The organism is Gilliamella sp. ESL0405 (assembly GCF_019469205.1).
Taxonomy (GTDB): Bacteria; Pseudomonadota; Gammaproteobacteria; order Enterobacterales; family Orbaceae; genus Gilliamella.
On sequence record NZ_CP048265.1, the window covers coordinates 1 to 14,564 of the forward strand.

Sequence of the window (14,564 nt, forward strand, 5' to 3'; positions counted from 1 at the left end):
TGTCACAGAGTTATCCACAAAAATTAAGTTTGATCGCTTGTTTTTTGTCCGGTTTTCTTGCAATTTTTCTTCTTGAATAAGAACAATAATAAATAACATAACTCTATTTGATAGCATTACATATTATAAATGCGTGTATAAAATAAGTTAGTCTGACGGTAAAAGTGTAATTGAAACAGATAATGAAAAAGTAGTGATCAAAAAATTCATTTATTCAATAAACGCTATTTCAAAAAACCATTAAGATCTCAGGCAATATACAATCAAGCTGATCCTTTTTGGGCTGGCGTTATCGAAGTAATCTAAATCTAAAATAATGCGAAAAATTCTGTGTGAAATTGCTCAAAGCCAATAGGAATCATTACAAGATATTGCAATAAAGAATAAATATGCTAAGTTGCCTATAAAGGCAATATCAGATTTACTTTAAGTTGCTGTAAATGATTATCTTTAATAAAGCACAATAGATGTTAATAAGATTAATTCACAAGTGTTAGGAATTTATATGAAAAAGATACTAATATTAATTACTGTCATGTTTTTATTCGGATGTAATGAGAAGACCTATACTGTAGAAGACTTCAAAAATAACAAAGAACTACTTGATGAGTACCGTAAAAAATGTATCAACGGTGAAATTTATGGTGATAGCTTAAATTGTCAAAACTCGCACAAAGCCCTAATTTTACTTAACAGACCAACTAATACTGGAAAATGGACTGATTAATTTAAGATTATGACATTTAAGCGCATAAAAATCACACATGTGGCTTTTAAAGTTCTATCTGTGATAAGTCTATAGCGTTAATTTGCTCTTTATTTATTATAAACTTATCATCTTGTATTATAATTCTCTCTCCTTTTTATATGAAAGTGATTGATTTTTATAAAAGCAAATTTATACTTATCATGTATGTATTTTTATTGTGAGGTTACTTTATTACTCTTTCACAGTTACCTTTACCTTTTTCATCACCTAATAATGAAACCTTTGATAGTTTTTATGTAGGTGATAATCAATTATTGCTTGAATCATTACAAACCTTATTTGATAAGGAAGGTTTTAGTGTCTTTTATTTATGGTCGGCTAGCGCTGCTGGTCGGACGCATTTATTACATGCAGCAAGTCAAAATAAATTAGCGAGTTATATTCCTTTAAAACAGTATTATCACCTTGTTCCCGAAATTTTACAGGGGTTAGATAATTATGATTTAGTCTGTCTAGATGATATTGATGCTATTGCCGGACATCGTCATTGGGAAGAGGCTATTTTCGATCTATTTAATCGTTTAACCGAAAAAAATATTAGTAAGTTGTTAATTACCGCCAGTGCACCGCCAAGACAGATCGCTTTTACGCTACCGGATTTAGTTTCCAGATTGACATGGGGGCAAGTTTATCAATTAAAACAACTTAGTGATGATGATAAACTTAAAGCACTGCAATTAAGAGCACAGTTAAGTGGTTTTGAATTATCAACCGAAGTGGGTTTATTCTTATTAAAACGTGTTAATCGTGATATGCGAACACTATTTTCTTTACTGGAAAAGTTTGAGGTAGCAACGTTAGCTCAACAACGTAAATTAACCATTCCTTTTATTAAACATATTTTGGATTTGTAAAATGAGTAAAAAACCTGAAGCTATCGTTTTTTTTGATTTAGATGGCACATTATTTAACAGTCAAGTTGATGTATTACCTAGCTCTTATCAAGCCATAGAAAAGTTAAAGCAAAATAATATTATACCAATGCTCGCAACGGGCCGTACTCCTTGTGAGGTGGCTAATTTAATGCGAACAACACATATCAATTCGATTGTTGGTATGAATGGGCAAGTTGTGGTCTATCAAGGGGAAGTTGTTTACACCAATAACATAGATAAAAATGTTATAACCCGTATTTATGAATTTTCACAGCAGCAAATGAATATTCCTTTAGCATTTTATAATTATAAAACGATGAGGGTTTCGGAAAATAGCCAGCCTGCGAACACTTTTTACCACTATTTAAAACAAGAAGTGCCACCAGTTGATGATCAGATCTATTTAAAAGAACCTATTCAAATGCTATTGCTACTTTGTGAGCAGGGCGAAGCTAATTATCGTGATGTTTTCCCGGAGTTAACCTTTATTCGTAATACCCCTTATTGTGTTGATGTCTTTAATCACGGTGGCTCAAAAGGAAATGGTATTAATGAGCTGTTAAAAACCAAAGGATTTACTGATGTGCCCACTTACGCTTTTGGTGATGGTATGAATGACTTTGAAATGTTTTTAACTGTTGATCATCCTATTGCAATGGGTAATGCGGTCGATGATTTGAAAGCGCAAGCTGAATATATTACCGATACCAATGATAATGATGGCATTGCTAAAGCGTTGCAAAAATTTGGGTTAATCTAATCAATAGCTATAAAAAATCATCTAATATAAACAATTAGATGATTTTTTAGTTGCGTTTTTATTTGTGCTTAATGATGTTTGAAACCAACATTATTATTACCAAAACAGTTGTCGTAATCATATCCGGTTAACTCTTTGACTAATTGTCTTATTTCCGGTGTAGCATCTTGTTTTTTACCACCATTTTTAAGTCTATCAAGTTCTTGAATAATCTGGGCGTGGGTGCCTTTATCCAATTTCATTCGATAAGTGAAGATAATACCTAAAATCGCCATGCCGCATACCCCAAATATCATCACCATATTAATAGCAGTAACGGCGCTTTCTGGTTGTACGGTGTTGACGCCTGAGACAAATCCGGAAAACTTCAAAACAAGCCCAAGAATAAAGACAATGGTTGCACGCATTAATTTACCGGCCATTGTCATCGCCCCTGCATAAATACCTTCACGACGTCTTCCGGTAAGGACTTCGTCGATATCAGCTAAAAACGTATACACACTCCAAGGAATATAGTAAACACCGCCGGTACCTAATCCAAACCAAATTGTAATGCCAATGACGATCCAAGTTACATGTGGCATATTTAGATAATAGATACCAATATAGCCAATTACCGATGAGATAACGATCAATATGGCGATAACAAACGGTCTTTTAAATCCACGTTTTACGCACCATGCCATAAAAAATGCGGTTGAAATTAATTGACAGATACTACTTAGACTATTCATTTCTGATACAAATGTTTTCGGTTGTCCTAAGTTAAAAACCACAAAGTAGGTAAATGTTGCAGCAAATAGCCATTCAGCGCCAAAACCAAATAAATACATACCTAAATGATTTCGGAAGGTTTTTAAACGGAATGTTGAAAACACATCAGAAAATAATTTTACAATACTTTCCCAAAGACCGGATGTGGTTTCATCTTCAATTTCATCGGCTGGTTTTTCCCAACTATTGGCATAAAGCATAATCAGCGCAATAGCCATGATAGTTGCATAAGTGATACCGGTAAGTAAGAATGGTAATGGTGAATCTTTGCCTTTAAATAGATAGAAAAATACCCCCGGGATTGCCGCAGCTAAGAAGTTAGCAACTTTACCAAACATCGCTTTAGAACCTGCCAGATAAGTTCTTTGATCGAAGTTTTTAGTCATCTCTACCGGTAAGGTATTATATGGAATCATAATCATGGTATAGATGAATTCAAATAGAATATAGGTGGTTAAGTAGTACCAAAAATTCATGCCATCAATCCATAATAATGGATAAATAATCATGCAAGGAATGGCTAACAAAATAAAAAATCGACGGCGACCAAAGCGACGTCCTAATTTAGTATGATTAAAATTATCCGTGATAAATCCCATTAAAGGATTTAAGATAACATCTAAATAGGTCGCTATTGAAAATATTAACGTTGCTTGAAAAGCCGAAAGGCCACAGAAGGTTGTATAAAAGTAAAGTAGCCAAGCCGCACTAATCGCCAGCGCTCCACTTCCTATCAAGTTACCACTCCCATACGAAAATCGAGTTAGTGTGGTTATCTTTTTTTGATTGTCAGCCATAAATCTCTTTCCTTTAATAATGAAATGCTGTTTTAAAAATATTATCTAAAGAATACTAAATTTATTGAAATTTACTTTAAATTTTTTTAAGAAATGTGATATGGGTAACAATTTATTTGTTTTTTAAAGATTAATTTATCGTGACAAGTAAAAATAAAATGATAACTATCATATAGTTGAAAAAAATTTATCACTGTTTATCTAAACTGTGATCTTATTAACAGAAAAATAGATCAAAAACATAAAAAATATAAAACAGTATTTCAAAAATAAGAATTAGGGATAAGGTGACAGTGATGCGTCATATAAAATTAAAAAAAATTTCTTTAATGGTGTTTATTTCGACATTTTCGGCATATGCATTTGCCGGCTCAGGCCAAACGACTTTTCAATATGAGCATAATTGGAAATCGATGGATCGAATTCATGCTGATACTTTGAAGTTAATTCATAAAACAGATGATAATTGGCAATTTGAATTTAAGTTTGGTGTAACCGAAGGTGGCGGAAATAAACGCGATACTTTATATGATGATATGTATGGTGGATCTGGTGGGGTCGTTATTCAAAAAGCATTTAATCTTCCTAATGGCTTTGGATCGTTAATTCCAGCATTAGAATTAGGCTTTGGTAAAGATTTAACGCTTTATCAACCAGGTTTAAAGTACAGTTATAAATTTAATAGTGACTGGTCAAGTAGCTTACGTTATCGCTATGAATGGAAAAAAATATCTCAATCAGAGCGCTATAAAACGGCCAAAATTGCCGGTAATCGGATCAAATATCTTGCAAGCAGTAATACCGGAAGGCACCGTTTAGATTGGGCGTTAAACTATTCAGGATTAAAACGACTTAATCTTGCCTATACCTTTAATTATTATATCGGTGATTTTACCAATGACTCTTATAAAGTGGTAAATAACAAGCTGGTTAAAAATAAATATAAAGCTTATAACAACAAAAAAACTGATTATGAGCAAGAATTTAAAATAACGTATAACTACTCAAAACTATTTCGCCCCTATTTTTCGATTTCCGATGTTTCTAAAAATAAAACAACAGATACCAGACAGGCTAAATTTAAAGTTGGCTTCAACTACAATTTTGGGCAATCAAATAGCGCTGCGCCTAATTTTGCTTATAAAACCTTTTTCAAATATATGCATAATTATGGGCTAAATTCCCACTACCATAGCGATAATTTTGGCTTGCATCTCGACTTTGCTAACAAAGGTTATTTAGGCATCGGAATTAGTACTTATAATCAAATGAAAAACAAAATGTTTTTCGAAAATTTAGTTTCCAGTCATTATCAAATGTATGGCGGTTACCATTTCTACCTTGCTGATAATTGGGTGTTGACCCCGAATATGGAAGTAAGATTCTATTCAGGCGGCGGCTATAAAGCGAAAAATAAAGAAAATATTCCACATTATCAATTAGGTGATGTGAGTGACTCACAACGTCCGGGAATGCGATATGCACCAGCATTGAAACTAACTTGGTTAGCAACTGACGATCTTTCATTGTATGGTCAGTATCGATTTGAATATCGCAAGGTTTCGCGTAGTAAGCGTGAAGATAGTGTTCAAGGCTATGTTAATAACCGTTCGCGTAATCGTTTTGATATTGGCGCCAATTATGCTTTATCAACTGATTGGAATATTGGATACCGATTTGCTTATTTTAGAGCTAACTATGTATTACAAAATGATAAAAAGCATGACTACCAACAAGAAATAGATATCAATTGGCAAGCCACAAAAGATTGGCAAATTAATTTTGCAGCAGAAGATGTTGCGAAAAAAGTTCACTCTGATGCAAGGGAAACCAAATTGGGATTGGGATTAAGTTACCTATTTTAATTTTGCTTTGAGCGATCCAAATCATAGTAAAACTTATTTTGGGGTGAAAATATGATAAAAAAATCAATTTTAGGCTTTTCAATGCTGGCTTTGCTGGCCACTGAGACCAATGCCAGCACCTTATTACAAGGTCATGTTTATGTGAATAAACCGATTGCTAATACTGTAGTGACCATTCGTGATGCCAATAATAAAACCTTGAAAGTGACAACCGATGATCAAGGATTTTATCAACAAGATGTTTCACAATTATCAGCCCCATTGGTGCTATTTGCTGATAACAATTTATTGAATCGAGCTGTGCAAAAGGGCGTTTGTGCCGGCAACTGTATTGTTGCAATGGTGAGTTCATTACAACAAGATCAGGTTAACACTGCCAATATTAATCCATTAACCGACTATTTTGTTAGCGAAGTAGCGAAGCAAATTTCGCTTGTTGGTCCTGAGCAACTGATTGAACAAAGCGTTATATCGCCAATAAGTGACGATATTTTAACTAAAGCAGAAGAACAATTACATACGCTTTTTGATCAGGGTTTACGTCAAGCCGGGATCGCCGATCGATTATTTGATCCTGTGAGCACAAATGATCCTGCCCTAAACCGTTTACTCGATCTTATTATTTTCAATCGAGGCTATCACTCGGCCAGTGGCGAGGTGGGCGCAACTGTTTTGTTGGATATGCGTTTTAAACCGATAAGTCAACAATCGGTTTTTGATTATGATCGTGCTGTTAAACAAAAAGAGGAAAATATTAAAGCTAAAAAACGTATTTTTATTGTTGGTGATTCAACCGCATCTAACTATGATCTCAACGTTTATCCAAGAATGGGGTGGGGACAAGTATTTGACCAGCTTCTTGATAAACAAGCCAATATTGTTGTGATAAATAGTGCACAATCGGGGCGCTCCAGCCGTAGTTTTGAGGCAGAAGGTTGGTTTGATCTGATCAAACCGCTCATGCAAAAAGGCGATTATTTGTTTATCGCTTTTGGTCATAACGATGAAAAATGTGATGCAAGCAATGTCAAACGAGGGCAAGCTGATGTCAGTCATTTATGTACTTACCCTAACGATGCTAATAATCATAAGCAGTATCCGGCAGATAAGGTAAGTATGTCTTTTCAAACCTCCCTTGAGCGTTATATAAATTTTGCTAAACAAAAGCAAATGACCCCTGTATTAATGACGCCGGTTACTCGATTTCGTGATGCCAATAATAAAATTGCTTATCAAAATCAAAGCACTTTGCCAGTAAGCCATATGCATTACACCAGTAATAAACCGGGTTTTGCTTATTTTGGTGATTATGCCAATACCATTAAATATACCGCTAACGCTAATCAAGTTGCACTCATTGATTTAGAGACATTGAGTATCGAATTTGCTAACTTACATAAACATGATTGGCAATCTTACTGGTTAGTTATCGATCCGAATAATCCAAACTACCCATACTACAAAACACAGTCAACAGGGGTGATAGATCATCCAGATACGACACATTTTCAAGAAAAAGGCGCATTAGCTATCGCCAAAATTATTGCTAATGCCATAAATAACGATCCTTGGTTACAACAAGGAATCACTTTTGATCAAAGTCAGATAAACTAATAAAAAGGTATTTGTTAAATGAAAAAATTAATCATTGCGCTATTCATTCCTTTGGCAATTAATTCATCTATTGCAGCATGCCATGCATTATCTCCTTCACCTATCAAAATTAGCGAAGCTCGTGATGTTGCACCTAGAGACGGTTTTGGTGGTTATGATTTAGCGACAAATACCGGCACGATCGGTGGTGCTAAAGCAAATGAAAAAATGATCTTTATGGTGAGTAACAAACAAGATCTTTTAGATGCGATTGCGATCAATAAAAATCAGCCTCGTATTATTCAAGTTTCCGGGATCATTGATCTTAGTGAAAATAAGCCGTACCAAAATTTTGACGATCAAAAATCACGATCCTTAATCAAACTACCAAGCAATACAACATTAATCGGTATTGGCAATAATGCTGGATTTATTCATGGTTCGATAGTGCTATCAAACGTTAGTAATGTCATCATCCGTAATTTGAAGATTGAAGCCCCCGTTGATGTTGAGCCGAAATTTGAAGAGGGTGATGGCTGGAACGCCGAATGGGATGGCATTAATATTATCACTTCAAGCTATATCTGGATCGATCATGTCACTTTTACCGACGGCCAATTTACCGACGATAAATATCAAGAAAAAGCAGGTTACAAATATGTACAACACGATGGTTTATTAGACATTAAGCGTGGTAGTGATTTTATTACAGTTTCTTATTGCTTGTTTGAAAACCATGATAAAACCATGTTAATTGGTCACAGTGATAAAAACGCCGAGCAAGATGAAAACAAATTAAATATCACGCTTCATCATAATGTTTTTTCTGATATTGGCCAACGTGCTCCAAGGATTAGATTTGGCAAGGTCCATATGTATAACAATCTCTTTAAAGGCACTGTTGATACATCTAAAACTGCCTATCCTTATCTTTATTCAATCGGTTTAGGTTATAAAGGCAGCGTTCTTTCAGAAAAGAATCAATTTATGATTACTGGCCTGAAAGACAGTTGCAAAATAGTCAAACAGTTTAAAGGCAATAATCTTCAAGATAACCACTCTTTATTCAATCAATCAACGGTTAATTGGTCGTCGTGCGGCTTTGATAATAAGGTAACTTGGTCTGTTCCTTATCAATACACGCTAGATGATGCTAAGTTTTTTGCTAAGCAATACTCACGCTTAGTAGGTAATGGAAAGCTTTAATAATCAGTACAAATAAACTGTTAGGATACATAATGAAAAAAATATTTACTTCGGCACTTTGTCTATCAGCGCTCTATTTTGGCACTGCTGATGCACAACAATGGAAAACAATAGCCTTTGGTCAATCAACAGATTTAAACTTTGCTTCACTTATTAAGCCCGAAAAAGTCGGAACCAATAATGCGTGGATTGCAGGTCAAAGCTCATTTTTAATCCCTAATCAGCCCTATCAATTGCCGGCTGATTTTTATCTTGAAAGTCGAGGCGGAAAAATAGCTAACTCGCATGATGGAATGGTGGTTTTTTACACTCAATTACCGGTTAATCAAACCTTTACTTTAGAAAGTGATGTTACCTTAGAACAGATTGGTCCGGAAGTCGACGGTAAAACTCCAGCAGCACAAGAAGCTGTGGGTTTATTTGTGCGTGATACTATTGGCGTTGCCAGAAGTGATCCTCAGCCGGCAGGTTATGAGGAGTTTCCCAATGCTTCAAATGTTATTATGAATGCCTTAATTACCCAAAATAAAAAAAATGATAATTTAGTCAAAGTCACCGCATTGGTGCGTGATGGCGTAAAAAAAGCTTGGGGTAATGAAGGTATATCAATTAATAAAGATGATTATGTTCAAAACGTCAATTATGTTGAGGTTAAAAATATGCATTTAACCCTAACACGAACGGCTGACCAATTTATTTTAGCGATGAAAGACAACGCTTCAGGAGTGGTGAATAAATGGCAAATGAATGACTATCAAGGCTTTATGAATCAACAAGATAACGCCAATATTTATGTCGGTTTTTTTGCCTCGAGAAATGCTAAAGTTGAGTTCAAAAATTCGGCATTAATCCTTGGTGATGAGCGGGTCAACTACAGCCAATTACCGGAAAAACCACCGGTTACTGTGGATATTAAGCCAACATTAACCCTCGCTTCACCACTCAAGGTTTATCATAAAAACTACACATTACAACTTTTCCCTAACACGTCAGGGACAGTTTTTGTAAAAGAGATCAATAAAACATTTACTGCTAAAGTGGGTGAATTATTACAAATTACAACCGAATTATCACAAGGGGCTAATACCTTCACGGTCGAATTTAAAGATCAGAATAAAACTAATAGCCAAACCTTTACGGTAAATCTGGATAAATCAACAATTGAAAACTTATCGCATATTGTTGTTTCCCCTACTGGTAAAAGTCACAATCAAGGGACAAAACGCTCGCCAGTTGATCTACAAACAGCTATCAATAGTGTTGAGCCAAATGGTGTGATTTATTTAATGGATGGTTATTATAATGGCGTAACTATTACCCCAACATTGAGTGGTTTACCGGGCAAATTAAAAACCATTGAAGCGATAAATAAACATAAAGCCATATTTATCAACGAAACATTTAATTTAGATGGTTATTACTGGTCAATAAAACAGGTAATTTTTGACGGTAATATTGATGATAAAGATAATCAACCCGCCTATTTAAGAATTGCCGGTAGCCATAATATTATCGATCAAGTTATTACCCGTAATAATAGCGATACCGGATTAGCCATTTCTGCTAAAAGCAAAAATCGACTGTTTTGGCCGTCTTATAACTTAGTACTTAATTCTGATTCCTATAATAATATGGATAAATCCGGTAAAAATGCCGACGGTTTTGCCGCTAAGTTAGGGGTTGGTAAAGGTAATGTGTTTAGAGGGTGTATTGCGCATAACAATACCGACGATGGATTCGATCTGTATAATAAGATTGAAGATGGCCCTAACGAACCGGTTTTAATTGATAGCTCGATAACTTATTCTAACGGTTTTCCATTCTCTAAACCCAATATAGCTAAAGGTAGTATTGGTAATGGCTTTAAATTAGGCGCTGAAGGGCAGCCAGTAAACCACAGAATTATCAATTCCATTGCGTTAAATAATAATATGGATGGATTTACTGATAATTTTAATACCGGTTCTTATACAATAAGTAACAATATCGCTATCAATAGTGCCAGATATAATTATATCTTACGGGCTAATCCTTATACCTTTTTAAACCCGGTGGTAACATTTGAGCATAACTACTCTATTCGTGATAGCTGGCAATCGGTGATTAAAGATTCATTAGGACCACAAGTTGTTGTTAAAGATTTTCAATCTGTTACGCGTGATGCATTGTGGAAAGATGATATTAAATTCACAATAACACGTGATCAAAACGGAAATATTGTTTTACCTCCCGAATTAAAAACATTAATTGACCAGCACTTGGTTAACTAGTTAATAATCAATGTTAGCGCTAAACCAACAATTGGGTTTAGCGCACAATATCACGGTATACTGATTTTATTTTTACCAACATCAACCCTTATTGCGTTTATATTGTTGCAGCTAATTTTAATTGTGCTGACGGTTTATCTTTGGGATACGTAAGTGAGATAAGTGATTAAATGATAATTGGATTAAGACGATATAGATTTGCCATTTCATGCAACGACCGTTACGTTTGAAATGGCAAATAAGCCATGATAATTAAGCTAGTAGGCTTTTAATATAGGCAGTGATTTGAGGATCTTGGCTATTTTCAAATAGGCATTTTTGGAAACGTTCGCCTTTGATTGCATCTTTTAACAGTGATTGATCAATTGATTTTAATGATTCAATTAAGGTTTTACCTGCGGCGTTTTTCATTTCATTTAAAATAATAGCATTCGCATTTTGCGATTCACGGCGCTCCGGTGGGTAACCTAAGCCTTTTTCGCCTTCAAATGCTTTTTCAAAAATATAGCGCGCGTTCAGTTCAGCACCCCAACCAAATCCTTTGGCAAAGGCGAGAGATAATGCATTGCCATTATTAACTTGAGCAAATAAATAAGCGTCAGTAGGCTCAATACAATAACCACAATTAACGCCAGGAAAAGCATTTAATGCCATTAGTGCACCTTGCCCGGTACCACAACCGGTAATAACGAAATCAACCGCTTTACTGTTTAATAAAATAGCGCCAATAATACCCAAATGAACATAAGTTAATTTATTGTCATTGTCGCCATCCATGCCGACATTAAAAACGGTATGGCCGTGCTTTTCCGTCGCATTTTTTAATTCATTTAGAATAATTGGATTTTTAGCCGCTTGGCTAAACTCATTCATTAGTGCTATTTTCATGATTTACCTCTAATTTTGTTAAAATAATAACAAATTACATAAAAAACAGATCCTGCGTTTGTTATTAATGTGCTTTATATCGATTATAAACGTGCAAAAAAATATAGCAATTTTTTTAACTAAAATAAAACGATGTTTTAATAAATTTATTGCAATGTGATGAAAGTCACAAAACCATCCCCTTTTTTATATTACTATAGCCCAAAATAATAATTTAAGTCTTTTATACATTTAATTTTTTTAGATTCAGGGAGTTTATATGGCTAAGGGGAATATTGTACAATTATCATTTTCATCCTTTGTAGATGATGATTCAAAAAATGAAATTATCCGACTCACACCGGAAGGTGTGACATGTCATCGTAATTATTTTTACCAAAAATGTTTTACCAATGATGGTCGAAAAATCCTCTTTGCCGGTGAATTTGACTCCAATCGTAACTACTATTTGCTCGATCTTGAAAATCAGACTGCTAAGCAGCTTACTGAAGGCGCTGGCGATAATACTTTTGGCGGCTTTTTATCGCCTGATGATAAATATTTATACTACGTTAAAAATGAGCGTAACTTACAACAAGTAAACCTTGAAACCCTTGAAGAAAAAAATGTTTATACCGTGCCAGAGCAGTGGGTTGGTTATGGTACTTGGGTCGCTAATAGTGATTGTACCGAAATTGTTGGCATTGAAATCGATAAAAAAGATTGGACACCTTTGACTGATTGGACGATTTTCAAAGCGTTTTATGATAAAAACCCACATTGTCGGTTGATCAAAATTGATATTGCAACAGGCGTTGCAACAACGGTAATTGATCAGAATGTTTGGTTAGGTCATCCAATTTTCAGACCTTTCGATGACAATACCGTCGCTTTTTGTCATGAAGGACCGCATGACTTAGTCGATGCCAGAATATGGTTAGTGGATCGTGACGGTAACAATGAGCGTAAAGCTCATGACAATTTACCAGGAGAGAGCTGTACCCACGAGTTTTGGGTACCGGACGGTTCCGGGCTTGCTTACGTTTCATATATGAAAGGGCAGCAAGAGCGTTATATTCGACTTTATAACCCAGTTACCAATGAAGATAAACAAATTATGGAAATGCCCGCCTGCTCACATTTAATGAGTAACTTTGACGGAACACTTTATATTGGTGATGGCACCGGAAGCCCTGTTGATGTCATTGATACAAGTGGCTACAAAATAGAAAATGATCCTTGGCTCTATATTTTAGCGCCTAAAACCCAAACAGCCCATAAACTCGTTAAACACAATAGCTCTTGGCGAGTATTAGACGGTGATCGTCAAGTAACGCATCCGCACCCTTCGTTTTCGCCTGATAATCAATATGTTTTATACTCGTGTGATGCGCAAGATGAACCAGCACTTTATTTAACCAAAGTGCCAACTAACATTTTAAATGAAATGTGATAGACCGTGATTTGTCTGTCATAAATATAACGGAGAATATAACTATGTCGATTTTAAATAAATTTTCACTTAACAATAAAGTTGCGCTTGTTACCGGTGCCTCTTACGGTATTGGTTTTGAAATTGCAAAATCGCTTGCGTCAGCTGGGGCGAAAATTGTATTTAATGATGTTGTACCTGAAAACTTACAAAAAGGAATTGAATCGTATAAAACTCAAGGCATTGATGCCCACGGTTATTTATTTGATATAACAGATGAAACAGCTGTTGAAAAAGCGATCGCTCAAATTGAACAAGAGCATGGCGTAATTGATATTTTAGTCAATAATGCTGGGATCATTCAACGAAAATCAATGTTAGAAACCAGTGCTGCCGAATACAGAAAAATTATTGATATCGATTTAACCGGTCAATTTATTATGGCTAAAGCCGTTCTTCCGTCAATGATTAAAAAAGGGAGTGGCAAAATCATCAATATCTGTTCAATGATGAGTGAGCTTGGCCGTGAAACCGTTGTCGGTTATGCATCGGCTAAAGGTGGTTTGAAAATGCTTACTAAAAATATCTGTTCTGAATTTGGTAGTGCCAATATTCAATGTAACGGTATTGGACCGGGCTATATTGCTACACCACAAACAGCGCCATTACGTGAAAAACAAGCGGACGGATCTCGTCATCCATTTGATCAGTTCATTATCGCTAAAACACCAGCTGGCCGCTGGGGCACGCCTGATGATTTAGCCGGGGCAGCGGTTTTTTTAGCGTCGGATGCATCAAATTTTGTCAATGGCCATATTCTTTATGTTGACGGCGGAATTTTAGCCTATATCGGTAAACAACCTTAATTGTATAATATTGCAAAAAATTGACAGAGATAAGAGATAAAAAACAAAGCTTTTTATCTCTTATCTGTTTTAAATATTTAGGAGTGAACTCATGTTTTGTTTTAATTCAGATTGTCAATTAATCGATTTAGGCAATGGTGTTAAACGTAAGATATTGGCGCATGACGGTAATATGATGGCCGTTGAAGTCCATTTTCAAACCGGCGCTATAGGGGCGATGCATCATCATCCTCATGAACAATTAACTTATGTGTTATCCGGTGAATTTGAATTTACCATTGGCGATGAAACTAAAATTGTTCGTGCTGGCGATACCTTATACAAAAAGCCTAATATTGAACATGGTTGCGTTTGTAAACAAGCTGGCGTACTGCTTGATATGTTTACGCCACAAAGATTGGATTTTTTATAAAATAGCTAGTAACGAGTCATAATTAAATATGATATAATTTCGACAGACTAAATTTGAACAAATATATCATTTTATAAC

The 14,564-nt window shown here is 35.1% G+C and carries 12 protein-coding genes; 10 read left to right on the plus strand and 2 right to left on the minus strand.

Annotated features, from left to right (window positions below; translation table 11 throughout):
- Nucleotides 1–505 precede the first annotated feature (505 nt).
- From GYM74_RS00005 to GYM74_RS00015, 3 genes are all read left to right on the plus strand, one after another.
- A complete protein-coding gene (locus GYM74_RS00005) occupies nt 506–727 on the plus strand; it encodes an EexN family lipoprotein (RefSeq protein ID WP_220218482.1) in 222 nt (73 codons plus the stop codon).
- Nucleotides 728–939: 212 nt separating this feature from the next.
- Complete coding sequence (gene hda, locus GYM74_RS00010; protein ID WP_220219598.1) at nt 940–1,623, plus strand: DnaA inactivator Hda; 684 nt, start codon at nt 940–942, stop codon at nt 1,621–1,623.
- Between the two features lies 1 nt (nt 1,624).
- On the plus strand, nt 1,625–2,404 hold the full coding sequence (locus GYM74_RS00015) for a Cof-type HAD-IIB family hydrolase (RefSeq protein ID WP_220218483.1): 780 nt from the start codon (nt 1,625–1,627) through the stop codon (nt 2,402–2,404).
- Between the two features lie 68 nt (nt 2,405–2,472).
- On the opposite strand, the gene GYM74_RS00020 is transcribed toward GYM74_RS00015, so the two are convergent.
- Complete coding sequence (locus GYM74_RS00020; protein WP_220218484.1) at nt 2,473–3,975, minus strand: MFS transporter; 1,503 nt, start codon at nt 3,973–3,975, stop codon at nt 2,473–2,475.
- 296 nt (nt 3,976–4,271) lie between these two features.
- Between GYM74_RS00020 and GYM74_RS00025 the strand changes: the two genes are divergently transcribed.
- Genes GYM74_RS00025 through GYM74_RS00040 form a run of 4 tightly spaced genes read left to right on the plus strand, consistent with a single transcriptional unit; the run spans nt 4,272 to nt 10,909 of the window.
- Nucleotides 4,272–5,840, plus strand: coding sequence for an oligogalacturonate-specific porin KdgM family protein (locus GYM74_RS00025; protein WP_220218485.1), 1,569 nt, complete (start codon nt 4,272–4,274; stop codon nt 5,838–5,840).
- 51 nt (nt 5,841–5,891) lie between these two features.
- Complete coding sequence (locus tag GYM74_RS00030; protein ID WP_220218486.1) at nt 5,892–7,454, plus strand: GDSL-type esterase/lipase family protein; 1,563 nt, start codon at nt 5,892–5,894, stop codon at nt 7,452–7,454.
- 18 nt (nt 7,455–7,472) lie between these two features.
- Nucleotides 7,473–8,639 (plus strand): polysaccharide lyase family 1 protein, encoded by a 1,167-nt coding sequence (locus GYM74_RS00035; protein ID WP_220218487.1) that lies wholly within the window; start codon nt 7,473–7,475, stop codon nt 8,637–8,639.
- A 32-nt stretch (nt 8,640–8,671) separates the two neighbouring features.
- Nucleotides 8,672–10,909, plus strand: a complete 2,238-nt coding sequence (locus GYM74_RS00040) for a hypothetical protein (RefSeq protein WP_220218488.1) — start codon at nt 8,672–8,674, stop codon at nt 10,907–10,909.
- 252 nt (nt 10,910–11,161) lie between these two features.
- Here the strand turns inward: GYM74_RS00040 and GYM74_RS00045 are convergent, their stop codons facing one another.
- Nucleotides 11,162–11,797: an RpiB/LacA/LacB family sugar-phosphate isomerase gene (locus tag GYM74_RS00045; protein WP_220218489.1), complete on the minus strand. Its 636-nt coding sequence runs from the start codon at nt 11,795–11,797 to the stop codon at nt 11,162–11,164.
- A 259-nt stretch (nt 11,798–12,056) separates the two neighbouring features.
- Here GYM74_RS00045 and GYM74_RS00050 point away from each other — a divergent pair, with 259 nt between their 5' ends.
- The 3 genes from GYM74_RS00050 to GYM74_RS00060 all read left to right on the plus strand — a co-directional run bounded on the left by GYM74_RS00050 (nt 12,057) and on the right by GYM74_RS00060 (nt 14,486).
- Complete coding sequence (locus GYM74_RS00050) at nt 12,057–13,229, plus strand: oligogalacturonate lyase family protein (RefSeq protein WP_220218490.1); 1,173 nt, start codon at nt 12,057–12,059, stop codon at nt 13,227–13,229.
- Between the two features lie 50 nt (nt 13,230–13,279).
- Nucleotides 13,280–14,074, plus strand: a complete 795-nt coding sequence (locus tag GYM74_RS00055; RefSeq protein ID WP_370634076.1) for a gluconate 5-dehydrogenase — start codon at nt 13,280–13,282, stop codon at nt 14,072–14,074.
- Nucleotides 14,075–14,165: 91 nt separating this feature from the next.
- Nucleotides 14,166–14,486 carry a cupin domain-containing protein gene (locus GYM74_RS00060; protein ID WP_220218492.1) on the plus strand — a complete coding sequence of 107 codons (321 nt, stop codon included), beginning with the start codon at nt 14,166–14,168 and terminating at the stop codon, nt 14,484–14,486.
- Nucleotides 14,487–14,564 lie beyond the last annotated feature (78 nt).

Coding starts and splice junctions, on each gene's coding strand:
- GYM74_RS00005 (WP_220218482.1), top strand. CDS start 506: ATGAAAAAGATACTAATATTAATTACTGTCATGTTTTTATTCGGATGT.
- GYM74_RS00015 (WP_220218483.1), top strand. CDS start 1,625: ATGAGTAAAAAACCTGAAGCTATCGTTTTTTTTGATTTAGATGGCACA.
- GYM74_RS00020 (WP_220218484.1), bottom strand. CDS start 3,975: ATGGCTGACAATCAAAAAAAGATAACCACACTAACTCGATTTTCGTAT.
- GYM74_RS00025 (WP_220218485.1), top strand. CDS start 4,272: ATGCGTCATATAAAATTAAAAAAAATTTCTTTAATGGTGTTTATTTCG.
- GYM74_RS00030 (WP_220218486.1), top strand. CDS start 5,892: ATGATAAAAAAATCAATTTTAGGCTTTTCAATGCTGGCTTTGCTGGCC.
- GYM74_RS00035 (WP_220218487.1), top strand. CDS start 7,473: ATGAAAAAATTAATCATTGCGCTATTCATTCCTTTGGCAATTAATTCA.
- GYM74_RS00040 (WP_220218488.1), top strand. CDS start 8,672: ATGAAAAAAATATTTACTTCGGCACTTTGTCTATCAGCGCTCTATTTT.
- GYM74_RS00045 (WP_220218489.1), bottom strand. CDS start 11,797: ATGAAAATAGCACTAATGAATGAGTTTAGCCAAGCGGCTAAAAATCCA.
- GYM74_RS00050 (WP_220218490.1), top strand. CDS start 12,057: ATGGCTAAGGGGAATATTGTACAATTATCATTTTCATCCTTTGTAGAT.
- GYM74_RS00060 (WP_220218492.1), top strand. CDS start 14,166: ATGTTTTGTTTTAATTCAGATTGTCAATTAATCGATTTAGGCAATGGT.